At 67.4% G+C, this 24,695-nt stretch carries 15 protein-coding genes; 14 read left to right on the forward strand and 1 reads right to left on the reverse strand.

Annotated elements, in window-relative coordinates; all coding sequences use genetic code 11:
- Positions 1–5 precede the first annotated feature (5 nt).
- From JMF82_RS00415 to JMF82_RS00440, 6 genes are all read left to right on the forward strand, one after another.
- A complete protein-coding gene (locus JMF82_RS00415) occupies positions 6–746 on the forward strand; it encodes a fimbria/pilus periplasmic chaperone (protein WP_201312560.1) in 741 nt (246 codons plus the stop codon).
- A gap of 235 nt (positions 747–981) precedes the next feature.
- Positions 982–3,534: a fimbria/pilus outer membrane usher protein gene (locus JMF82_RS00420; RefSeq protein ID WP_201312561.1), complete on the forward strand. Its 2,553-nt coding sequence runs from the start codon at positions 982–984 to the stop codon at positions 3,532–3,534.
- Between the two features lie 56 nt (positions 3,535–3,590).
- Positions 3,591–4,673: a fimbrial protein gene (locus JMF82_RS00425; RefSeq protein WP_201312562.1), complete on the forward strand. Its 1,083-nt coding sequence runs from the start codon at positions 3,591–3,593 to the stop codon at positions 4,671–4,673.
- A 305-nt stretch (positions 4,674–4,978) separates the two neighbouring features.
- Positions 4,979–6,490 carry a xylulokinase gene (xylB, locus tag JMF82_RS00430; protein ID WP_201312563.1) on the forward strand — a complete coding sequence of 504 codons (1,512 nt, stop codon included), beginning with the start codon at positions 4,979–4,981 and terminating at the stop codon, positions 6,488–6,490.
- 47 nt (positions 6,491–6,537) lie between these two features.
- The gene (gene xylA / locus JMF82_RS00435) at positions 6,538–7,875 is read left to right on the forward strand and encodes a xylose isomerase (protein WP_201312564.1); all 1,338 of its coding nucleotides are present in this window, start codon (positions 6,538–6,540) and stop codon (positions 7,873–7,875) included.
- A gap of 110 nt (positions 7,876–7,985) precedes the next feature.
- Positions 7,986–9,419: a sugar porter family MFS transporter gene (locus JMF82_RS00440; RefSeq protein ID WP_201312565.1), complete on the forward strand. Its 1,434-nt coding sequence runs from the start codon at positions 7,986–7,988 to the stop codon at positions 9,417–9,419.
- Between the two features lie 37 nt (positions 9,420–9,456).
- Here JMF82_RS00440 and JMF82_RS00445 read toward each other — a convergent pair whose 3' ends face one another.
- Positions 9,457–10,536: a LacI family DNA-binding transcriptional regulator gene (locus tag JMF82_RS00445; RefSeq protein WP_236585216.1), complete on the reverse strand. Its 1,080-nt coding sequence runs from the start codon at positions 10,534–10,536 to the stop codon at positions 9,457–9,459.
- Positions 10,537–10,709: 173 nt separating this feature from the next.
- On the opposite strand from JMF82_RS00445, the gene JMF82_RS00450 reads away from it, so the two are divergent.
- From JMF82_RS00450 to JMF82_RS00485, 8 genes are read left to right on the forward strand one after another with little or no spacing between them, the layout of a single operon-like run.
- On the forward strand, positions 10,710–12,869 hold the full coding sequence (locus tag JMF82_RS00450; protein WP_236585226.1) for an alpha-glucuronidase family glycosyl hydrolase: 2,160 nt from the start codon (positions 10,710–10,712) through the stop codon (positions 12,867–12,869).
- Complete coding sequence (locus JMF82_RS00455; protein ID WP_201312568.1) at positions 12,866–14,866, forward strand: sialate O-acetylesterase; 2,001 nt, start codon at positions 12,866–12,868, stop codon at positions 14,864–14,866. Before JMF82_RS00450 ends, JMF82_RS00455 begins: the two co-directional genes overlap by 4 nt.
- Complete coding sequence (manD, locus tag JMF82_RS00460) at positions 14,863–16,113, forward strand: D-mannonate dehydratase ManD (protein WP_201312569.1); 1,251 nt, start codon at positions 14,863–14,865, stop codon at positions 16,111–16,113. Before JMF82_RS00455 ends, manD begins: the two co-directional genes overlap by 4 nt.
- A gap of 5 nt (positions 16,114–16,118) precedes the next feature.
- Positions 16,119–17,792, forward strand: coding sequence for a glycoside hydrolase family 43 protein (locus JMF82_RS00465; protein ID WP_201312570.1), 1,674 nt, complete (start codon positions 16,119–16,121; stop codon positions 17,790–17,792).
- A gap of 17 nt (positions 17,793–17,809) precedes the next feature.
- Positions 17,810–20,521, forward strand: coding sequence for a glycoside hydrolase family 3 protein (locus JMF82_RS00470; protein WP_236585227.1), 2,712 nt, complete (start codon positions 17,810–17,812; stop codon positions 20,519–20,521).
- Positions 20,522–20,531: 10 nt separating this feature from the next.
- Complete coding sequence (locus JMF82_RS00475; protein ID WP_201312571.1) at positions 20,532–21,563, forward strand: sugar kinase; 1,032 nt, start codon at positions 20,532–20,534, stop codon at positions 21,561–21,563.
- Positions 21,563–23,038: a mannitol dehydrogenase family protein gene (locus JMF82_RS00480; protein ID WP_201312572.1), complete on the forward strand. Its 1,476-nt coding sequence runs from the start codon at positions 21,563–21,565 to the stop codon at positions 23,036–23,038. Before JMF82_RS00475 ends, JMF82_RS00480 begins: the two co-directional genes overlap by 1 nt.
- Positions 23,039–23,071: 33 nt before the next feature.
- Positions 23,072–24,694: a DUF5597 domain-containing protein gene (locus JMF82_RS00485; RefSeq protein WP_201312573.1), complete on the forward strand. Its 1,623-nt coding sequence runs from the start codon at positions 23,072–23,074 to the stop codon at positions 24,692–24,694.
- The last annotated feature ends 1 nt before the right edge of the window (position 24,695 follow it).

Consider the following 24,695-nt stretch of genomic DNA (forward strand, 5'->3'; position numbering starts at 1 on the left):
ACCTCATGAACACCTTTGCCCGAACAGCCTGCGTGCTTGCCCTGGCGCTCTGCGGATGGGCGGGCGCGGCACAGGCCGCCATCCAGATCGTCGGTACCCGCGTGATCTATCCCGCCGGGCAGCGCGAGGTCACGGTAAGCCTCTTGAACAACAACGAGTCGCCACGGCTGTTGCAGGCCTGGGTCGACGACGGCGACAGCACGGCCACCGCCGACACGGCCAAGGCGCCGTTCACGGTGACGCCGCCGATGTCGCGCATCGATCCGGGCAAGGGACAGTCCTTGCGCGTGATCTATACCGGCAAGGACCTGCCGCAGGATCGCGAGTCGGTGTACTGGCTCAACGTGCTGGAAATACCGCCGCGGCCGAAGGCGCAGGAGGGCGAGAGCCAGAATTTCATGCAGTTCGCCATACGCACGCGCATCAAGTTGTTCTACCGGCCCAAGGGACTGGAAGGCAACGCCGCCGATGCCTACGAAAAGCTCAGCTGGCGGCTGGTGCGGCAGGGCAGTGCCTACGCGCTGGAGTGCACCAATCCATCGGCCTTCAATGTTTCCTTCGGTTCGTTGCGCTTCAAGGCTTCCGATGTTGCGCGCACATCCGTGGCCGGCGGCGGCATGTGCCCGGCCAGGGGAACGCAGCTCTTGCCGGTGGAAGGTGAGCCAGCCGGAGGGAATCGGCTCGTGCTCGATGTCATCAACGACTACGGCGGCGTCGACGAGCGCGAGGCGAGCTATGCCCGTTGATCCGATACCGCCCAAGGCGGAACCGAAGGATCCGGGCTGACGCCACCTGCCGGATCACTGCCGTTCCCAACGCTTCATTCCAACCACGACCTGGTGGCTTCGAGGCTGCCAGCCAGGCAGAGCCTGCCTGGGCCCCGCACCCGGAACCCGCTGCCGCACTTTCGATCGCGGCCGCACCACGAGGATCACGATGTCCACGCACAAGCCAGGCATTCGTTGTCATGAGCCCCACGGCATGCGCCGCAAGCGCATCGTCGGGCTGATCCTCGTCGCGCTCAGCCCGTTGCCGGAATGGGCCTTTGCCAGCACAGGCCCGGACGCCTCCACCGCGACGTCGAGTGCCGATGCCGATGCGGTCGATTTCAACACCAGCTTTGGCGGTCTTGGCCAGGCCAAGGTGGACATCTCGCGTTTCGAGCGCGCCAACACGGTATTGCCCGGCACCTATCGCGTCGATCTTTTCGTCAACGACATCCGCCTGTCGCGCGACGACGTGAGCTTCCGCGACGTGGCCTCGCGCCGTACCGCCACCGCCTGCTTCAGCCGCGCGCAGCTGGAAAAGATGGGCATCGCCATGGACAGGATCGACCCGCACGCGTCCGCTGGCGGCGAGTGCATCGATGTGGCCGAGGTGGTGCCGGGTGCGCAGGTCCAATTCGACGCCGGCGCGCAGCGATTGGATGTTTCCATTCCGCAGGCAAGCCTCAACCGGCAGGCGCGCGGCTATGTCAGCCCGGCATTGTGGGATCGCGGCGCCACCGCCGCCACGCTGGGCTACAGCCTGAGCGCCTACCAGTCGGATCCCGCGCACGGCGCCAGCGAGCGTGGCGCCTTCCTTGGCCTCAACACCGGCCTGAACCTTGGCGGCTGGCGCCTGCGCGACCAGACCACGGCCACCTGGTCCAGCCATGGCGACAACCATTGGCAACACATCGGCACCTACGCCCAGCACGACGTGCAGCGGCTGCGCTCACAGCTGACCCTGGGCGACAGTTTCACCAGCGGTGAGCTGTTTGCGTCGACGGGTTTCCGCGGCGCGAGCCTGTCCACCGACGATCGCATGCTGCCGGACTCGATGACCGGCTACGCGCCTACCGTGCGCGGTGTCGCCGAAACCCGCGCCCGCGTCGAGATCCGCCAGAACGATTACCTGATCTACGAAACGACGGTGGCGCCGGGCGCCTTCGAGATCAACGACCTCTACGCCACCGGCTATGGCGGCGACCTGCAGGTGAACGTGATCGAGGCTGACGGGCGCGTGCGCAGCTTCAGCGTGCCCTATGCCGCGGTGCCGCGCCTGTTGCGGCCGGGCATGTCGCGCTATGCGGTGACGGCCGGCCAGGTGCGCAACACCGCCTCGTTCGGCGGCAGCCTGCCGACGTTTGCCGAGGCCACCTACCAGCGCGGCCTGAACAACTGGCTGACCGGCTATGCCGGCGCGCAGGCGACCAATAGCGATCTCTATCGCAGCGCGTTGCTCGGCGCGGCGGTCAACACTCCGGTCGGCGCCTTCTCGCTGGACGTGACCGGCTCGTGGGCCAAGCCGCGTTTCCAGAACGACCGGTTCAGCGGTTACAGCGTGCGCGCCACCTACAGCAAGACCATCCCGTCCACCGACACGAACTTCGCGCTGGCGGCGTATCGGTATTCCAGCCGCGACTACCTGGACCTGGCGGACGCCGCGTCGCTGCATGTCCGCGAGAACGATGTCGCCACCGGCACGGCGCCGCCCGGCTATCGCGCGCGCGACCGCTTCCAGCTCACCCTCAACCAGCGCCTGGGGCAGGCCGGCGGTGCGCTGTATGCCAGCGGCTCGTACTACAGCTACTGGAACGGCCAGCCCAAGGTGACCACCTACCAGCTCGGCTACAACAACCGTTTCCGCAGCGTCAATTACAGCCTCACCGCGAGCCGCACCTACAACGGCTACGGCAGGACGGACGTGCAGTACTTCCTCAGCTTCAGCATGCCGCTGGGTTTCGTGGGCGGCAGCCGTCCGCCGATGTTCAGCGCCACCGCCGCGGATGGCGGCGCGCAGGGCACCTCGCTGCGCGCCGGCCTCAGCGGCATGGCCGGCGAGCGCAACCAGGTCAACTACAACCTCAATGCCAGCGACAGCCAGCATGGCTCCGGCAGCGTCGACGGCAGCATCAACTGGCTGACGCCCTATGCCGTGCTGGGCGGCTCCTACACCTGGTCCAGCCAGCAGCGGCAGGCGACGGTGAATGCTTCTGGCGGCATCGTTGTGCATGCGGGCGGCATCACCTTCGCGCAGCGCATGAGCGAAACCATCGGCGTGCTGGAAGCCAAGGGCGCCAGCGGCGCGCTGCTGGCCAACGGCTCCCAGGGGCGGGTGGATGGCCGCGGCTATGCGGTGGTTTCCGACCTCATGCCCTACCGCATGAACAGCGTGTCGCTGGACCCCAAGGGAACCTCGATGGATGTCGAACTCCAATCCTCGCGCCTGCAGGTGGCGCCGCGCGCGGGTGCGGTGGTGCCCCTGAAATTCGAAACCGTGACCGGCCGCGCCGTGCTGATCCAGGCGCGGCTGGCCAACGGCGAGGCGTTGCCATTCGGTGCGCAGGTGCTCGACGCGCAGGGCCTGGAGATCGGCGCCGTGGGCCAGGGCGGCCATGTGTTCGCCCGCGGCGGCGAAGAGGGCGGCACGCTGACCGTGCGCTGGGGCGAAGACGGCAGCCAGCAGTGCCGGTTGAGCTATCAGCTGCCGGCTCGCGCATCGAACGATCGCTACAGCAGCTTCAGCACAACGGAGGCGCAATGCCGATGAACACCCAGACCATCTCCCGCCAAGCGTGGCGGACGCCGCGTCGCTGGCTGCCCGGCTTGATCGCGCTGCTGCTGTGGCCGGCGCTGGCGCATGCCAACTGCAGCTCCACCCCCCTCCACATCTCCGCCGCCAGCATGCCTACGTTGACAGGCCCGGCCGACCAGAACCCGGTCGGCAAGCAGATTGGCAGTTGGGGCGGCACCGTGTCCGAGCGAAACGTCTTTCAGATGGATTGGTTCGGGGGCATCGGCAACGGGTGCACCAACAACGACCACGGGGCGGACTTTGGCTATGCCGACTCCGTAGGCGCATCGGCGAACATGAAATATGAAGAGCCGACCACCCACAAGTTCTTCGACGTCTACCAGACCGGCGTCGACGGCATCGGTTATGTCGTTGGCATCCGCGACTTCAACGCGACCAACCTCGCGAACGAGATTCCACTCAATGTCGGAACCAACCAGACCTTTCCTTTTCCGGGATCGCTGAATACCGCCAACACCATCGGCTACCAGGTCCGGCTAATGTTTGTGGCCACCGGACGATTGAAAAGCGGTACCTACACCATTCCATCGATCAATGTCGCCAGGCTCTGGGTCAAGAACAACAACGCAAATGCGACCGTGCCTGCCCCTACCTATGTGACATTGAACGCAACCACCATCACCGTCAAAGCGCTGGGTTGCACCATCTATGCGCCCAGGGACCAGGTGATCAACATGCCGGCGGTGGCCATCGGCACCACCGACCTGACCCAGGCCGAGGCGTATTTCGAAGTTGGCGTGACGTGCGACGCGGGCGTGGCGCTGTACGCCACCCTCACCGACATGAGCAACCCCGGCAACACCAGCACCATCCTCCGCCCCAACGCCCACTCGCAGGCCCAGGGCGTGGGCATCCAGCTGTACAAGAAATTCGAGAGCGTGCCCGTCGGCTTCGGACCGGATTCCTCCGCCGCCGGCAACACCAACCAGTGGTTCGTCGCCGGCAGTGCCACCGCGAGCGCCAACGCCTACACGATCCCCTTCAACGCCAAGTACGTTGTCCTGCCCGAGCACGTGGTGGGCGCCACCGGCATCAAGGGCGTGAAGGGCGGTTATTTCGAAGCGGCGGCGTCCATTACGTTCTCCTACCAGTGAGGCGCATGCCCACGGTGGCGAAGTGAGCGTGGGGCCGCTGACAGCTCGACGGCGGGCCGCGCGCCGGCCTGACAGCGTCATGGCGTGACGGGGCGAGGCCGGCCCCGTTGAAGACATGCCGCAAACGCCCGCGTTGGTCGGCGCACCTGATCGTCCGGCATGGCCCCTGACGGCTTCGTTTGATTTTTGCACTGCGACATGGCTTTTTGCCGGCTCGCTAGTAGAGTCGGCAGCCACCACCCCCGCCCGGGGGTTTTCTTGGGCTGAATGATGGTAGCGCTAACATGCGCAGTGACGGGAGACGCATGAGCCTTGTGGTGGGTCTGGATGTCGGCACCCAGAGCGTCAAGCTGGTTGCCTATGATTTCGCGGCCCGGCGCGTGCTCGCCACGCATGGCCATCCGCTGGAGCTGATCGCCGGCGACGATGGCAGCCGCGAGCAGAAGGCCGAGTGGTGGATCGATGCGATCCGCGCGTGCTTCGCGAAGCTGGATGCCGCCTCGCGTTCGCAGGTGGTGGCGATCGGCGTGTCCGGCCAGCAGCACGGGTTCGTGCCGCTGGATGCCGCAGGCAAGGTGCTGGCGCCGGCCAAGCTGTGGTGCGATACCAGCACGCAACTCGAATGCGACGAGATCATGGAGGCGGCCGACGGCGCGACGCACTGCGTCGAACTGGCGGGCAACCCGATCCTGGCCGGCTATACGGCGTCCAAATTGCCGTGGACGCGCAAGCACCGTCCCGAGGTCTACGCGCGGCTGGCGACCATCCTGCTGCCGCACGACTACGTGAACTTCTGGCTCACCGGCGAGTGCTGGATGGAATACGGCGATGCGTCCGGCACGGGCTGGCTGGATGTGCGCACGCGCCAATGGTCGCCGGAGATGCTGGCCGCCACCGATGCGGAGCGCAAGCTCATCGATGGCCTGCCGCCCCTGGTCGAGGCCGATGCGAGCTTCCCCATCGCGCCCGCCATCGCTGACGAGCTCGGCCTGCCGCGCTCGGTGCTGGTATCGGCCGGCGGTGGCGACAACATGATGGCGGCCATCGGCACCGGCAATGTGGAGCCGGGCGTGCTGAGCATGAGCCTGGGCACCTCGGGCACGCTGTTCGCGTACGCCGATCATCCGGTCGTGGACGATGCGGCGGGCTGGGCCGCGTTCTGCTCCTCCACCGGTGGCTGGCTGCCGCTGATCTGCACCATGAACTGCACGATCGCCACCGAAAGCGTGGCCAAGGCCTTCGGCTTCAGCACGCGCGACGGCGATGCCGTGATGGTGGGCACGTCGCCGGGCGCGGGTGGCCTGGTGATGCTGCCGTTCTTGAATGGCGAGCGCACGCCCGACCTGCCGCATGCGCGCGGCAGCCTGCAAGGCATGGATCTCGCCAACGTCACGCGCGGCAACATCTATCGCGCCGCGATGGAGGGCGCCACCTACGCGCTGCGCAACGGTTACGACGCGCTGCTCGGTGCGGGCCTGCGCTTCGACGCGATCCGCCTCACTGGCGGCGGCAGCCACAGCGCCGCGTGGCGACAGATGATCGCCGACGTGTTCGAGCTGCCGGTGGACGTGCCGCTGCAGGCCGAAGGCGCCGCGTTCGGCGCCGCGCTGCAGGCGCTGTGGGCGCACGAGCGCGCCAGCGGACGCGACGCGGATCTCGCGGCGATGGCGCGCGAACACGTGCTGATCGCCCCCGGGCTCTCTGTTCGCCCGGATGGCAAGAACGTGCCTGCCTACCAGGCCTCGTATCGCCAGTTCCTGCGCCACCTCGATGGCGTCAAGACCTTCTACGCGAGTCACCCGGCGGGTACCGCCTGACTCCCGAGCCTGTTGCCTCATCACTCCTCGACCAGGACCACAAGATCATGAGCACCCCTTTCATCGGCAAGCGCGAATTCTTCCCCGGCATCGGCCGCATCCCGTTCGAGGGGCTCGGTTCGGACAACCCGCTGGCGTTCAAGCACTACGACGCGAACAAGAAGATCGGCGACAAGACCATGGCCGAGCACCTGCGTTTTGCCGTGTGCTACTGGCACAGCTTCTGCAATGCCGGCCATGATCCGTTCGGCCCGGGCACGCGCAACTACCCGTGGGATGCCGATGGCGCGCCGCTGGCGCGCGCCGAGGCGAAGCTGGACGCCGCGTTCGAGTTCTTCACCAAGCTCGGCGTGCCGTACTACTGCTTCCACGACATCGACATGTCGCCCGACGCCGACGACGTGGGCGAGTACGAAAAGAACCTCAAGCACATGGTCGCTCTCGCCAAGGAGCGCCAGAAGTCCACCGGCATCAAGCTGCTGTGGGGCACGGCGAACCTGTTCAGCCATCCGCGCTACATGAACGGCGCGGCGACCAACCCGGATTTCGCCGTGGTGGCGCGTGCCGCCGCGCAGATCAAGGCCGCGCTGGATGCGACGGTGGAACTCGGCGGCGAGAACTACGTGTTCTGGGGTGGCCGCGAAGGCTACGCCTCGCTGCTCAACACCGACATGAAGCGCGAACTGGACCACTTCGCGCGCTTCCTCACCATGGCGCGCGACTACGGCCGCAGCATCGGCTTCAAGGGCAACTTCCTGATCGAACCCAAGCCGATGGAGCCGATGAAGCACCAGTACGACTTCGATTCGGCCACCGTTGCCGGCTTCCTGCAGCAGCACGGCCTGGACAAGGACTTCAAGCTCAACATCGAAGCCAACCACGCCACGCTGTCGGGCCACACCTTCGAGCATGACCTGCAGGTGGCGTCCGACCACGGCCTGCTCGGCAGCATCGACGCCAACCGCGGCAACGCGCAGAACGGCTGGGATACCGACCAGTTCCCGAGCGACCTGTACGACACCGTGGGCGCGATGCTGGTGGTGCTGCGCCAGGGCGGCCTGGCCCCGGGCGGCCTCAACTTCGACGCCAAGGTGCGCCGCGAGTCCACCGATGCGGACGACTTGTTCATCGCCCACATCGGCGGCATGGACGCGTTCGCGCGCGGCCTGGAAGTGGCGCACGCCCTGATCACGCAGTCCCCGCTGGAGCAGTGGCGCGCCGAGCGCTACAGCAGCTTCGACAACGGTCCGGGTCGCGACTTCGCGCTCGGCAAGTTCGACCTGGCGCAGCTGCGCGACCTCGCCGCGAAGAGTGGCGAGCCCGCCAAGCGCAGCGGCAAGCAGGAGCGTTACGAGAACCTGCTGAACCAGTACCTGCTGCGTTGATGGGCGAAGCACGCTTCGCCAGCGTCTGATCTGAGTGGTCGGCAAGTCGCACGGGGATGTGCCTTGCCGACCTTGGGGAGCCGGAAACACGACCATGAGACACCGACTGCATGAACAGCGTAACGCTTGATGGCGCGGTAGCCGCGAAGCACGCGGAAAACACCCGACTCATCGTCCAGATCAGCTGCGTCGCCACACTGGGCGGCTTTCTGTTCGGCTTCGACAGCGGCGTGATCAATGGCACGGTGGATGGCCTCAAGCAGGCCTTCCAGTCCACCTCGGCGCAGATCGGCTTCGAAGTGGCCTCGATGCTGCTGGGCTGCGCGCTCGGCGCATTCTTCGCCGGCCGCGTTGCCGACATCTGGGGGCGACGTTCGGTATTGATCATTTCCTCCGTGCTGTTCCTGCTCTCCGCGCTGGGCGCGGGCGCGGCGCACAGCGCGAGCTTCTTCGTATTCGCGCGCATCATGGGCGGCTTCGCCGTGGGCGCGGCCAGCGTCATTGCGCCGGCCTATATCGCGGAAGTGGCGCCGGCCCGTTATCGCGGACGCCTCGCCACGGTGCAGCAGATCGCCATCATCAGTGGCCTGTTCAGCGCGTTCCTCAGCAACTTCCTGCTGGCCAAGGCGGCCGGCGCATCCACCGGCGTGCTGTGGCTCGGCCAGGACGCATGGCGCTGGATGTTCTGGATGCAGGCGTTGCCTTCGTCGCTGTTCCTGGTCTCGTTGCTGTTCATTCCCGAAAGCCCGCGCTTCCTCGTCGTGCGCAAGCGCGACAGCGAAGCCAGGGCCGTGCTCGCGCGCCTTTATGGCGAGCGGGAGGCGGCCAGCAAGTTCTCCGAGATCGGCGCGTCGCTGGCGCAGGACCGTCACCGTCCGAAACTGTCGGATCTGCTGGACAAGGCGAGCGGTCGCGTGCGCCCCATCGTGTGGGTGGGCATTGGCCTGGCCACGTTCCAGCAGCTGGTGGGCATCAACGTGGTGTTCTACTACGGCGCGGTGCTGTGGCAGGCGGTGGGTTTTTCCGAGAACGACGCGCTGTTGATCAACGTGTTCTCCGGCGCGCTCAGCATCGGTGCGTGCCTCATCGCCGTGCTGCTGATCGACCGCGTGGGCCGCAAGCCGCTGCTGTGGATCGGGTCGGTGGGCATGACGGTCACCCTGGCGCTGGTCACCTTCGCCTTCGCGCACGCCGGCCTCGATGCCAGCGGCAAGCTCGCGCTGTCGCCGGCCATGGGAACGCTCGCGCTGGTCGCGGCCAACGTCTACGTGGCGTTCTTCAACATGTCCTGGGGCCCGGTGATGTGGGTGATGCTGGGCGAGATGTTCCCCAACCAGATCCGCGGCTCGGGGCTGGCCGTGGCGGGCGCCGCGCAATGGACGTCCAATTTCGCCATCACGGTGAGCTTTCCTATCCTGCTGGCGAGCATCGGCCTTGCCGGCGCGTACGGCATCTACGCCGTGGCCGCGGCGATCTCGGTGGTGTTCGTGCTGCGCTGCGTGAGGGAAACGCGCGGCAAGGAACTGGAACAGATGGAAGGCTAATGCGATGCGTGGCGCCCGCCTTCCCGCTTGCCGGCGATCAGCCCTTGGGCCTGGTGCCGGCGCCGACGGGCGGCGCCACCGAATCGCGCTTGATCAACTGATGGGCGACCACATGATCGACCACCACCTTGGTTTCGGTGTCCTTGCGGCGGATCGCGCGCTGCAGGATGTCGATCGCCGAATCGGCCATGCTGGCGATCGGCTGGCGCACGGTGGAGAGTTCCGGCCACACGGTGGTGGCGGCCGAGGTGTCGTCGAAGCCGACGATGGACAGGTCGCGCGGCACGTCCAGCCCGCGCCGGTGCGCCACGGAAATCGCGGCGGCCGCCATGTCGTCGTTGCTGGCGAAGATGGCGGTGGGCGGCTTGCGCAGCGACAGCAGGTGTTCCACCGCCTCCAGGCCGGAGCGATAGGTGAAGTAGCCCTGCTGCACCAGGCTCGCGTCGTACGCGATGCCGGCGTCCTTCAGCGCCGCCTGGTAGCCCTCGAAGCGGCGCGCGCTGGCCGTCTGGTTGGGATGACCCTTGATGAAGGCGATGCGTGCATGGCCCATGCGGATCAAATGCTCGGTGACTTCCTTGCTGGCCAGGTAGTCGTCGATGCGCACGCTGGAGATGTCGTGGTTGAAGCGGCCCGAGGCGATCGCCACCACCGGCACGCCGGCGCTGACCAGTTCCTCGATCACCACCTTCGATTCGCACAGCGGCGGCGGCAGGATCACGCCGGCCACGCTCTTGGCCAGCGCGCGCGCCGCCTTGCGCTCGCCACCGGCGTCGAGTTCGTCCCAGTCGTCGATGACCAGCTGGGCCGCCGTGCGGGCGGAACCGCGCAGCGCGCCGAGCAGCAGTTCGCGCAGGTAGCCGGCACTGGGGTTGGTGTAGATGAGCGCGATGCGCGCGTCCTGCGCGGCCGCCAGCGAACTGGCCGCGAGGTTGGGGATATAGCCCAGCTCGCGCACCGCCGCCATCACGCGCTCGCGCGTGGCATCGCGCACCTTGCTGTGGCCGTTGACGACACGCGACACCGTCATGGCGGAGACTTTGGCCAGCGCGGCCACGTCGTCGATGGTGACGGCGGCTCCCTTGCGGCGAACCGACTTCCTGCCTGTCTTCTTCAATGCCGTATTCCCTCGCGCGGAGCTGACGCCACAAGGCGGGTGCCGCATCGCCCGCGGCCGCCGCTGTCAGTCCTGATGTCGGTCGGATCTGGAGTGCATTCTCTCATATGTTAGCGATAACTGCCGTGAGGCTTTTTCTACCATTGCGGTCCGCAAAGCCTGCGGAATGCCGGCTGACGGCAGCGTATCGTGCGCTTCTCCTGCTCGTGCTGGCGTTGCTCGCGACGGGCTTGGCGCATGCGGAGGACGGCTACGACCTGTGGCTGCGCTACCGCCCGTTGCCCGCGGCCCAGGCGGCCGTCTATCGCGGCCGCGCCGCGCAACTCGTGCTGCCCGTGGCCACGCCGACCCAGCAGGTGACGCGCGATGAATTGCTGCGTGGCCTCGCCGGGTTGCTCGGCGAGGCACCATCCACGGGGCCGAAGGTGGACCGCGACGGCGCCATCGTGGTGGGCACGCCGACCTCGTCGCCGGCGATCGCGCGGCTCAAGCTGGATACGCATGCCCTGGGGCCCGACGGCTACCTGATCCGCAATGCCGTACTGGATGGCCATCCCGTCATCGCGATCGCGGCCCAGGACGACGTGGCTGCGCTGTACGGCGCCTTCCATTTCCTGCGCCTGCTGCAGACGGCGCAGCCCGTCGATCGCCTCGATGTGCGCGAGACCACGCGCATGTCTTTGCGCGTGCTCGACCATTGGGACGACCTCGATGGGCACGTCGAGCGTGGCTACGCCGGCCATTCGATCTGGGACTGGCAGAAACTGCCCGACTGGCTCGATCCGCGTTACACCGACTACGCGCGCGCCAATGCCTCGATCGGCATCAATGGCACCGTGCTCAACAACGTCAACGCGAATGCCGCGATCCTCACGCCGCTGTATCTCGACAAGGTGAAGGCGCTGGCCGGGGTGTTCCGGCCCTACGGCATCCGCGTCTACCTCAGCGTGAAGTTCAGCGCGCCGATCGAGATCGGCGGCCTGAAGACCGCCGACCCGCTCGATCCCGCCGTGCAACGCTGGTGGCGCGCGAAGGCGGACGAGATCTATTCGCTGATACCCGACTTCGGCGGTTTCCTGGTCAAGGCGAATTCGGAAGGCCAGCCGGGCCCGCAGGATTACGGCCGCTCGCATGCCGACGGCGCCAACACGCTGGCCGATGCGCTGGCCCCGCACGGTGGCGTGGTGATGTGGCGTGCTTTCGTGTATTCGCAGCACAACACGGACGATCGCGCCAAGCAGGCGTATACCGAATTCAAGCCGCTGGACGGCAAGTTCCGTGCGAACGTGCTGCTGCAGGTGAAGAACGGCCCGATCGATTTCCAGCCGCGCGAGCCGTTCACGCCCTTGTTCGGCGCGATGCCGAAAACGCCGCTGATGATGGAGTTTCAGGTCACCAAGGAATACCTGGGCTTCGCCACGCACCTGGTGTACCTCGGTCCGCTGTTCGAGGAGGTGCTGCGCGCCGATACCTATGCCAAGGGCAAGGGCTCGACGGTGGCGAAGGTGATCGATGGCGAACTCGACGGGCACCAGCTCACGGGCATCGCCGGCGTGGCCAATATCGGCACCGATCGCGACTGGACCGGCTCGGACTTCAACCAGGCCAACTGGTATGCCTACGGCCGCCTCGCGTGGAATCCGCAGCTGTCCTCGCGCGCCATCGCCGAGGAATGGGTGCGCGCCACCTTCGGCAACGACGACGCGGTCGTGAAGCGCGTGGTCGACATGATGATGCTGTCGCGCGAAGCGGTGGTGGATTACATGACGCCGCTGGGCCTGCATCACCTGATGGGCAAGGGCCATCACTACGGTCCGGCGCCGTGGGACGCCAGCGGCCCGCGCGTCGACTGGACGCCGGTGTACTACCACCGTGCCGACCACGACGGCATCGGCTTCGACCGCAGCAGCACCGGCAGCGACGCGGTGGCGCAGTACGCACCATCCGTCGCCGATGGCTTCAACGACCTCAAGAAGATTCCCGATGCCTACCTGCTGTGGTTCCACCACGTGCCGTGGAACCATCGCATGCGCTCGGGCCGCACGCTGTGGGACGAGCTGGTGATGCACTACACCCGGGGCGTGGACGACGTGAAACAGATGCGCACGACCTGGCAGGCGCTGGACGGCCAGGTCGATGCGGAGCGCTATCGCAAGGCGGCCGTGTTCCTCGGCATCCAGGAGAAGGAGGCGCAATGGTGGCGCGACGCGAGCATCGCCTACTTCCAGAGCCTCAACGGCCTGCCGCTCCCGGCCGGCTATGCACCGCCGCCGCACCCGCTGTCGTACTACGAGTCGCTTTCGTTCCCCTTCGTGCCGGGCCATCGACCATGAGTCTTGCTGTCTCCACGACACGCCGCTTCATCGCGACGTTCGCCGCGCTGTTTCCCCTGGCCGCCCTCGCCGCGCAAGCGGATGGCGCGCTGCTCAACCCGTTGTTCCAGGATCACGCGGTGCTGCAGCGCGAGCATGCGAATCCCGTGTGGGGCCATGCCAAGGCCGGCGAGAGGCTGACGATCGAGTTCGCCGGCAAGCGCATCGATGCGCGCGCCGACGCGCAGGGGCGCTGGCAGGCGACGCTCCCTTCACTGAAGGCCGGTGGCCCGTACGCGTTGCAAGTGAAGACGTCCGGCGGCGCATCGCAGCGCATAGACGATGTGTTGGTGGGCGACGTGTGGCTGTGTTCCGGCCAGTCGAACATGGTGCTGCAGGTCAAGCGCACGCTCGACGCGCGCTCGGAGGTGCAGAACGCCGGCAACGACCGCATCCGCATGCTTACCGTGGACAACGTCAGCAGCGTGGCGCCGCTCGAGGCGATCCCGGCCACCGATCACTGGCTGAAGACCACGCCCGAGACCATCGCCGAGTTCTCCGCCACCTGCTACTACTTCGCGCGCGAGCTGCAGAAGACGCAGGACGTGCCGATGGGCCTGATCGTCTCCGCGTGGGGCGGCTCGCGCATCGAGCCGTGGATGAGCATGCGGGCGCTGCGCAAGGTCGGCGGTTTCGACCAGGGGCTCGACCTGCTCGCCATGCACCAGCAAGACCCGGCACTGGGCGGCGAACAGTGGAGTCGCCAGTGGCAGGCGTGGTGGCATGCGCGGCCGGGCGTCAGCGAGAGCAACGAGCCGTGGAATCCCGCGCGCGTCACGCACCAGGGCTGGCACCCGGCGCCGCTCGACAAGGGCGCCTGGCAACGCTGGGGCGTGCCGGAGCTGGCGAATTTCACCGGCACCGTGTGGTATCGCACCATCCTGAAACTGAGCAAGGCGCAGGCCGAGCAGGCGAACGAGCTGTCGCTGGGCGCGATCAACGAGACCGACCAGACCTGGGTGAACGGACATTGGATCGGCACCGGCTACGGCGGTGAGCGTATCTATCGGCTGCCGCGCGGCACGCTGCACGAAGGCGACAACCTGATCGCCATCAACGTGCTCGGCACCTATCGTGACGATGGCCTGTACGGTCCGGCGGACAAGCGCGCGCTGCGACTGGGTGACGGTTCGTCGGTGCCGTTGGGCGACTGGGAATACCAGGTGGTGCCCCCGTCGTACGGCTCGCCGCCGAGCCTGCCGTGGCATCCCACGGCGGGCCTCGCCACGCTGCACAACGGCATGATCGCGCCGCTCGGCGCCTATGGCGTGCGTGGCGCGCTGTGGTACCAGGGCGAATCCAATACGGGCGATGCCGGCAACTATCGCCGCCTGCTCGAGGCGCTGCGCGAGGATTTTCGCGCGCAGTTCGGCGCAAAGCTGCCGATGCTGATCGTGCAGCTCGCCGGCTACGGCCCGGCGCCGGTGCATCCGGTGGAAAGCGGCTCGGCCGAAGTACGCGAGGCGCAGCGCCTTGCGGCGGCGGATGATGCCCGCTCGGGCCTTGCCGTGGCGGTGGATATCGGCGAGCGCACGGACATCCACCCAGCCAACAAGCAGGAGCTGGGACGCCGCCTCGCCCGCGCCGCGCGCCATGTCGTCTATGGCGAATCGCTGCCGCCCTCGGGCCCGGTGCCCGCGGGCGCGCAACGCAACGGCGACGCGGTGATGCTCACCTTCCGCGATGTCACCGCGCCGATGGTGGCGTACGGCGCGGATCACCCGGTCGGCTTCGAACTCTGCGGCGCGCAGCCTGGCTCGTGCCATTACGCCGACGCCGATATCCGCGGCAACCAGGTGGCGCTGCGTGCCTCGATGCCCGCGGCATCGGTCACGCGCGTGCGCTACTGCTGGGCCGACAGCCCCATCTGCACCCTCTACGACGGCTCGGGCCTTCCGGCGGGACCCTTCGAGTTGTCGCTCTCCACGTCTTCCGCTGACCAGGAAAAACATCCATGAGCACCGCTCCCATCGACCACCAGGGTTCCGCGCGCGATCGCGAGATCGTCGAGGCCAAGGTCATCGTCACCTGCCCGGGCCGCAACTTCGTCACGCTGAAGATCGTGACGCGCTCGGGCGTCACCGGCCTGGGCGATGCCACGCTCAACGGCCGCGAACTGGCGGTGGCCGCGTACCTGCAGGACCACGTGGTGCCGAACCTGATCGGTCGCGACGCCGGCCGTGTCGAGGACATCTGGCAGTTTTTCTACCGTGGCGCGTACTGGCGCCGGGGCCCGGTCACCATGACCGCGATCGCCGCCGTCGACGTCGCGCTGTGGGACATCCTCGGCAAGATGGCGGGCCTGCCGATCTACCAACTGCTCGGTGGCCGTTCGCGCGAAGGCGCACTGGTGTACGGCCACGCCAACGGTCGCGACATCAGCGAGGCCAGCGAAGAGGTGGCACGTTTCAAGGACATGGGCTTCCTCGCCATCCGCGCGCAGTGCGGCGTGCCGGGCGTGAAGAAGGCCTACGGCATCTCGGTCGGCGGCAAGCCCTACGAGCCGGCCGAAAGCGAATTGCCGCTGGAAACCGTGTGGTCCACGCCGCGCTACCTCGAGGTGGTGCCCAAGCTGTTCGAGCGCCTGCGCGCTGACCATGGCAACGAGGTGGAGCTGCTGCACGACGTGCATCACCGCCTCACGCCGATCGAAGCCGCCCGCCTGGCGCGCAGCCTGGAGCCCTATCGCCTGTTCTGGCTGGAGGACGCCACGCCGGCGGAAAACCAGAAATCGTTCGAGCTGATCCGCCAGCACTCGGTCACCCCGCTGGCGGTGGGCGAGGTGTTCAATTCGATCTGGGACTGCAAGCACCTGATCGAGAACCAGCTGATCGACTACATCCGCACCACCATCGTGCATGGCGGCGGCATCACGCATCTGCGCCGCCTCGCCGACTTCGCCGCGTTACACCAGGTGCGCACCGGCTTCCATGGCGCCACCGACCTCTCGCCCGTGTGCATGGGCGCGGCGCTGCACTTCGACACGTGGGTGCCGAATTTCGGCATCCAGGAATACATGTTCCATTCGGACGAGACGAACGAGGTGTTTCCGCACGACTATGCGTTCCGCGCCGGCCGCCTGCATTGCGGCGAGAGCGCGGGTCATGGCGTCACCATCGACGAGAAGCTCGCCGCACGCTTCCCCTACGCGCCCAAGCAGCTGCCGGTCGCGCGGCTGGAAGACGGCTCGATGTGGGACTGGTGAGCACGATGCGCCACCTACTTCGTCGCGTCGCGTGTGGCCTGACCCTGGTGCTTGGCACGGCGGCGCATGCGCAGGAGCCGGTGCTGTTCGACTGGTTCGAATACCGCGGGCATGACGCCGCGTTCGACCAGCCATTGCCGCCGGGGCATTACACCAACCCGGTGCTGGCGGGCTTCAGCCCCGACCCCAGCATCGTGCGCGTGGGCGAGCACTACTACCTGGTGAATTCCAGCTTCGCGTACTTTCCCGGCATTCCCGTGTATGAGAGTCGCGACCTGGTGCATTGGGCGCCGATCGGCCACGTCATCGACCGGCCATCCCAGCTTCGCCTCGATGGCCTGGGCATGTCGCGTGGCGTGTATGCGCCGGCCATAGCCCACCACGACGGCACGTTCTTCGTGATCAATACGGCGGTGGACAGTGGCGGCAATTTCATCGCAACCGCCGACAACCCGGCCGGGCCGTGGTCCGACCCGGTGTGGCTGCCGGAGCTGGCCGACGGCATCGACCCATCCCTGTTCTTCGACGACAATGGCAAGGCCTACATCGTCAACAACGGCGTGCCGGCAGGCGGCTCGCGCTATGACGGCCATCGCGCGATCTGGATGCAGGAGTTCGATATTGCGCGGCATGCGCTCACGGGGCCGCGCCGCGTACTGCTCGACGGTGGCGTCGATCCGGCGAAGAAGCCCATCTGGATCGAAGGACCGCACGTCTACAAGCGCGACGGCTGGTATTACCTGATGTGCGCCGAAGGCGGCACCGGGCCGCAGCATTCGGAAGTGGTGCTGCGCAGCCGCGCGGTATGGGGGCCGTACGTGCCCTATGCGGGCAATCCCATCCTGACCCAGCGCGATCTGCCCGCCGACCGCGCCCATCCCATCGTCAACGCCGGCCATGCCGACCTGGTCGAGGCCCAGGACGGCAGCTGGTGGGCGGTGTTTCTCGCGAGTCGGGCTTATGACCGCGTGCACTACAACACCGGGCGCGAGACCTTTCTCCTGCCCGTGACGTGGAAGGACGGCTGGCCGTCCATCCTTCCAGCGGGCAAGGCCATACCGCAGGTGGCGAAGGGTCCATCATTCCTCGCGGCGGGGCCGCAGGCACCGCACAGCGGCAACTTCACCTGGCGCGACGAGTTCGACAAGCCCGCGCTGGATGCGTCCTGGCAGTTTGTCCGCACGCCATCCACGCCATGGGCGGACCTGCGCTCGCATCCGGGCCAGCTGGCCATCGAGCCGCAGGCGCAGGATCTCGATACGCTGCACAACCCATCCTTTCTGGCCCGTGCACAGCAGCACCTGGCGTTCGATGCCAGCACCGAGCTGGTCGTGCCTGCGCAGGACGGCGTCGAAGCAGGCATCGCCGCGTTCCAGAACGAACACTACTGGTATGCCTTCGGCGTGCATCGCGCGGCCGGAAAGTATCTGCTGACGGTGCGCCTCCATCGCGGTGCGGCCAGCGAGCTCATGGGCACCGCCGCGCTCGATAAAGCGCCCGCGCACCTGCAGTTGAAAATCAGCGCAGACGCCGGCCGTTATGACTTTGCCTACAACGAAGGCTCCGGGTGGAAGCTGCTGTTGCGTGGCGCCGATGGCAGCTTGCTCAGCACCGATGTGGCCGGCGGCTTTGTCGGCGCCACGCTGGGTCCGTACGCGCGCCTGCTGGACAAACCTTGAAGAGGGACGGGATGAAGATGATGACGTACGGGACGGCAGCCAGGCGCAACGCGCTGCGGACCATGGCGTGGGCGGTGGTGCTCGCGCTGGGCACGTCGTCGTGTGCGCCGCATGCGGGTGGCGTGAAGCCGACGGCCACCGCGACGCTGGTATACCGCGACCTCAGCCGCAGCTTCGAGGATCGCGCGGCCGATCTCGTCTCGCGCATGACGCTGGAAGAGAAGGTCGCGCAGATGCAGAACGACGCGCCGGCCATTCCGCGCCTGGGCGTGCCGGCCTACGAATGGTGGAACGAGGCCTTGCATGGCGTGGCGCGCGCCGGCGGCGCCACGGTGTTCCCGCAGGCGATCGGTCTCTCCGCCACGTTCGACACCACGCTGATGGGTGAAGTCGCCACCACCATCAGCGACGAGGCGCGCGCCAAGCACCAGGAATTCCTGCGCCACGACATGCACGGCCGCTATGAGGGCCTCACCTTCTGGTCGCCCAACATCAACATCTTCCGCGATCCGCGCTGGGGCCGCGGGCAGGAAACCTACGGCGAGGATCCCTTCCTCACCTCGCGCATGGGCGTCGCCTTCGTGCGTGGCCTGCAGGGCGATGATCCGATCTATCGCAAGCTCGACGCCACGGCGAAACACTTCGCGGTGCACAGCGGTCCGGAATCGGAGCGCCATCACTTCGACGTGCACCCCAGCGAGCGCGACCTGCACGACACCTACCTGCCCGCGTTCCAGGCGCTGGTGCAGGAGGGCCACGTCGACGCGGTGATGGGCGCCTACAACCGCGTGAACGGCGAATCCGCCTCGGCCAGCCCGCGCCTGCTGGGCGAGATCCTGCGCAAGGAATGGGGCTTCAAGGGCTACGTCGTGTCCGACTGCGATTCGGTCGACGACATCTTCGCGCGGCACAAGATGGTGGCGACCGCCGAGCAGGCGGCCTCGCTGGCGGTGAAGCACGGCGACGACCTCAACTGCGGCCACACCTACGCCGCGCTGGTCAATGCGGTGCACCAGGGCCTGATCAGCGAAGCGGACATCGATGTCTCGCTCAAGCGTCTGATGCTGGCGCGCATGCGCTTGGGGATGTTCGATCCGCCCGAGCGCGTGCGCTGGGCGCAGATTCCGTACGCGGTCAACCAGTCGCCCGGGCATGACGCGCTGGCGCGCCGCGCGGCGGAGGCATCGATCGTGCTTCTGAAGAACGACGGCGTCCTGCCGTTGTCGCGCGAGCTCAAGCATGTGGCGGTGATCGGCCCCACGGCCGACGACGTCACCGCGCTGCTGGGCAACTACCACGGCACGCCGGCGAACCCGGTGACCATCCTGCAGGGCATCCGCGAGGCCTTGCCGCAGGCGGAGGTGACCTACGCCCACGGCGCTTCGCTGGTGCAGGGCTTCGATGGCCAGGGCACGTCGGCGCTGATCGAGGCGCGCTACCTGCGTCCTGCCGCGGATGCCACGGAACATGGGCTCAAGGCCGAGTATTTCCGCGGCAACGACGTCACTTCGGCGCCCGTGCTCACGCGCGTCGATCCGACGATCGGGTTCCAGTGGGACCACGGCACGCCCACCGACGACCTGGTCATGCGCGGCGAGCTGCCGTCGGATCATGCGTTGGCCATCCATGAGTTCAGCGTGCGCTGGAGCGGCCAGCTGCTGCCGCCGGTGTCCGGCCGCTACGAGTTGAGCGCGCCGGCCAGCGATGGCTATCGACTGTACGTGGATGGGCGCCTGGTGCTCGACGCCTGGCGTGCCGATCCCGCCGCCGCGCGTCCCAGCAGCGTCTTCGTGGACCTCAAGGCCGGCAAGGCCTATGACCTGCGCCTGGAGTACGCCAACAACAACCAGAACCACGACGTGCGCCTTGCCTGGCGCCTGCCTGGCGCCAGGCCGCCGCTGGAAGAGGCGTTGGATGCGGCGCGCCGCGCGGACGTGGTGATCTACGTCGGTGGCCTCAACAGCGACGTCGAAGGCGAGGAGATGAAGGTCAACTACCCGGGCTTCGCCGGAGGTGACCGCACCGACCTGCGCCTGCCCGCCACGCAGGAAACACTGCTGGAAGCGCTGCGCCGCACCGGCAAGCCGATGGTGATGGTACTCACCTCCGGGTCCGCGCTGGCGATCGATTGGGCCAGGCAGCATGTGCCCGGTATCGTGTTGGCCTGGTATCCCGGCCAGCGCGGCGGCAACGCGGTGGCCGACGTGCTGTTCGGCGCGGTGAACCCCGCCGGCCGCCTGCCGGTGACCTTCTACAAGGCCAGCGAGAAACTGCCCGCCTTCGACGATTACGACATGCGCGGCCGCACCTACCGCTACTTCTCGGGCACGCCGCTGTATCCGTTCGGCTACGGCCTGTCCTACACCACGTTCGGCTACTCGGGCCTCGCGCTCGACCGCGACAGCATCGCGCGCGACGGCAGCATGAAGGTGACGGTGAAGGTGAAGAACACCGGTCATCGCGCCGGTGACGAAGTGGTGCAGCTCTATCTGCGTCCGCTGCAGCCGACGAGATCGCAGGCATTGAAGGACCTGCGCGGCTTCCAGCGCGTCACGCTGCAGCCGGGCGAGGAGCGCGAGGTCAGCTTCACCGTATCGGCGGCGAAGGACCTGCGCCACTACGATGAACAACAGCGTGCAGAAGCCGTAACGCCCGGCCGCTACGAAGTGCAGGTCGGCGCCTCCAGTGCCGACATCCGGGCCACCCAGGCATTCACGGTGACGCCGTGAGGACCATCGCATGAGCCATTCATCCCAACGCGCACGCATCGTCTGCTTCGGCGAAATGCTGCTCAGGCTGTCGCCACCCGGCCAGGAACTGCTGTTGCAGTCGCCGCGCCTCGACGCCCGCTTCGGCGGCGCCGAAGCGAACGTGGCGTCCTCGCTCGCCATCCTCGGCCACGACAGCGCCATGGTCAGCACCCTGCCCGACAACGCCATTGGCCACGCCGCCGCGGGCGAACTGCGTCGCCACGGCGTGGATACCTCCCGCATGCATTACGCGGAAGGCCGCATGGGCCTTTATTTCCTGACGCCCGGTGCGATGCAGCGGCCCACCGACGTGCTGTACGACCGCGCGGGCTCGGTGTTCTCGCACGCCGGGGCGGAAAGCTATGACTGGCCGCGTCAGCTCGAAGGCGCGCAGTGGCTGCACCTTTCGGGCATCAACCTCGCGCTCAACGAGACCACCGCCGAGGCCGCGCTGGCCGCCGTGCGCGCCGCGCGCGACAGGGGCGTACGCGTTTCCTTCGACTGCAATTACCGCGGCAAGCTGTGGGGATCGCGTGCGACGCGTGCGCCGGCGTTGCTGCGAGAGGTGATCGATCACGCCGAGCTGGTGTTCGGCAACGACCGTGACGTCGCGCTGGTTCTCGGCAAGGCCTTCGCGCAGGCCGACGCCGGCGAGCGCTTTGCCGCCGCGGCCGCGGCCGCGTTCGGGGCATGGCCGAACCTGCGTCGCCTGGTGGCGACGGCCCGCCTGCACAGCACCGTGGACAACCACCAGCTGTCCGGCCTGTTGGCCCTGCGCGATCGCGTGTTGCGCACCGCGCCGCACGCGCTCACCGGCATCGTCGATCGCATCGGCGGCGGCGATGCGTTTGCCGCGGGCTTCCTGCATGGCCTGCTGCGCGACATGGACGATGAGGCGGCGCTCGACTTCGCCATGGCCGCCACCTGCCTCAAGCATGCCATCCCCGGCGATGTGAACCTGTCGCGCGAGGCGGATATCCGCGCCTATCTCGCGCAGGACGGTTTCGAGGTGAAGCGTTGATGGTGGTGGATTCGCCTCTCAAGCGGCTTTCCTTGCGTACGCTGGCCGCGCTTCCCGCATCGGTGGCGACGCCGGCCTACGCGCTGGACGAGGTCCGCATCGGCATCGTGCATATCGGCGCGGGGGCGTTCCATCGCGCGCACCAGGCGGTCTACCTCGATGATCTGCTGGCACGCTTTCCTGGCTGGGCCATCTGCGGCGTGTCCCTGCACAGCAGCGAGGCGCGCGACGCGCTGCGCCCGCAGGACGGCCTTTACGCCTTGTCGCTGCTGGGCCGGGAGAATCGCCTGCGCGTGATCGGCTCGGTGCGCGAATGGCTGTGCGCGCGCGACGAAGGTGACGCCGTGCTTGCGCGGCTGGCCGATCCGCAGGTGAAGCTGGTGACGCTGACCATCACTGAGAAAGGCTACTGCCTGGCCGGCCCCGACCTGGACATGCAGCATCCGGACATCGTCCACGACCTGGCCTCGCCACGCACGCCGCGCAGCGCCGTCGGCCACCTGGTGGAAGGCTTGCGCCTGCGCCGCGAGCAAGGCACGACGCCCTATACCGTGCTCAGCTGCGACAACCTCGCCGACAACGGCCACCGCCTGCGCCGCGCGACGCTGCAGTACGCGCAGCGCCTCGATGCCGCGCTGGCCCGCTGGATCGAAGCGCACGTTGCGTTTCCGTGCTCGATGGTGGACAGCATCACGCCGGCCACCGACGATGCGCTGCGCGAACGCGTGCAGCACGAACTCGGCGTGACCGACGCGTGGCCCATCCAGCGCGAAACCTATACGCAATGGGTGGTCGAACACCGCTTCTGCAACGACCGCCCGCCGCTGGAACTGGCCGGCGTCACCCTCAGCCGGGACATCGCCGGCTACGATCGCGCCAAGCTGCGACTGCTGAACGGCGCGCATTCGTCGTTGGCCTACCTCGGCTCGCTGATGGAAATCGACAGCGTGGGCGAGGCGATGGCCGAACCGGCGCTTGCCGCGTTCGTCGAGCGCCTGATGCGGGAGCACATCGCGCCGGTAATCGCCTTGCCCGAGGGCCTCGATGCGGGAAGTTACATCGAGGCGATCCTGGAGCGCTTCCGCAATCCGGCCATTCGCCACCGGCTCTCCCAAATCGCATGGGACGGATCGCAGAAGTTGCCGGTGCGCCTGCTCAGCACGATTGGCGAAGCGCTCGCCCAGGAGCGGACCATCGCGCCACTCTGCATTCCGGTGGCCGCGTGGATGCACTTCGTGCGCCGGCAAGCCCATCGCGGCATGGCGCTGGTCGATCCACTGAACGACACGCTGTCGGCGCTGGGGCAGGCGTGCAACGGTGACCCTGAAACCGACGTGCCGGCCTTCCTTGCCTTGGATGCGGTATTCGCGCCGCTCTCGGGCGATGAGCGATTCCGTGCATGGTTGCTGCGCGCCTATGGCGCCCTGGGGGATGCCAGGCCGGCGACGGTGGCGCGCGTGCTGAAGGCGGTCTAGCGGGCCTTCGGCAAACGGATGAGAGCGATGCGCATGAAGAAGCGGATGAATCGCCTGCTTGGCCTGGCCGGGGTGCTGGCGCTATGGACAGGTGCGGCGCAGGCGGCCGAACTGCCGCGGGTGGTCCGCGCCCAGGGTGCCAGCCAGCTGATCGTGGACGGCAAGCCGTATGTGATCTTCGGCGGTGAACTGGGCAATTCCTCGGCGGGCACCGAAGCGCAGGCCGACGCCATACTGCCGCGTCTTGCCGCGCTGCACGTCAACACGGTGCTGATGCCGGTGGCGTGGGACCAGCTGGAGCCGCGCGAAGGCAGCTACGACTTCCGCCTGCTCGACCATTGGATCGACGCGGCGCGCGCGCAGCACTTGCACCTGGTGTTGCTGTGGTTCGGCAGCTGGAAGAACAGCTTCTCCGACTATGCGCCGGCCTGGGTGAAAGCCGACGCGCGGCGTTTCCCCCGCGTGCGCGGCATCGACGGCGCGCCGCTGGAGATCCTCTCCACCTTCGGCGAGGAGACGCTGCGCCTGGACAGCAAGGCGTTCGCCACATTGATGGCGCACCTGCGCGCGAAGGACAGGCAGCAGATCGTGCTGATGGTGCAGGTGGAGAACGAAGTGGGCGTGCTCGGTGAGCGTCGCGATCGTTCGGAGCCGGCCAACCGCGCATTCAACGCCGACGTGCCCGCGAGCCTGGTACAGGCCCTGCAGGCCCGCCGCCATGCGATGACGCCCGAGCTGGCCGCCCACTTCAATCCACAAGGACGCAGCTGGAAAGACGTCTTCGGTGACGCCGCGGACGAGATCTTCATGGCATGGCGCTATGCCACCTGCATCGACGCGGTGGCGGCGGCGGGCAAAGAGCAGTACGCCTTGCCGATGTATCTCAACGCGCAATTGCCCGCGCCGCAGGAGCGCGCCGGCGAATATCCCAGTGGTGGCCCGCATCCCGGTTTCCAGCAGGTCTACCAGGCCGTTGCCGGCCACATCGATTTCTATTCGCCGGATATCTACTGGCCGGAGTTTGCGTACTGGGTGCAGCGTTACCAGGCGCTGGACAATCCGGTGTTCGTGCCCGAGGCGCGGCTGGAGGCGGGGCCGTACAACGCGCTGTACCTGTACGGCGAAGCGCGTGGCTTCGGCTTCAGCCCGTTCGATGTCGACAGCCTGCCGGCGCCCGGCGACGGCGCCGCGTCTTCGCCGCTGCTGATGCAGGTCTACGGCGCATTGCGCGACCTGGGCGACATGCTGCCCACGGCGCAGGCCGACGGTCGCACGCGCGGCCTGGTGCTGCATGCGGGCAGTCCGCGACCGACGCAGACGGTAGCGCTGGGTGGTTATCTGTTCGAGGGCACGCTGTCGCGCTCCTGGCCGGCGAGGACGCTGGAGACCCAGGACGGCGCGATGCTGGTGCTGCAATCGTCGCCGGACGAGTTCTACATCGTCGGCACCGGGCTTACCGTCAACCTTCGCCGCGATCCCGACATGGATGCACGCATGGCGGGCATCGACAGCATCGAAGAGCTGTCCCGCCATGGCGACACGTGGCAGACGGTGCGCCGGTTGAACGGTGACCAGAGCAACCAGGGGCGCCAGCTGATGATGGATCCGCACAATGCGCACGTGTATCGCGTGCGCGTACACGCGATCGAGCGCTGAG

This window comes from Dyella sp. EPa41 (assembly GCF_016586165.1).
Taxonomy (GTDB): Bacteria; Pseudomonadota; Gammaproteobacteria; order Xanthomonadales; family Rhodanobacteraceae; genus Dyella.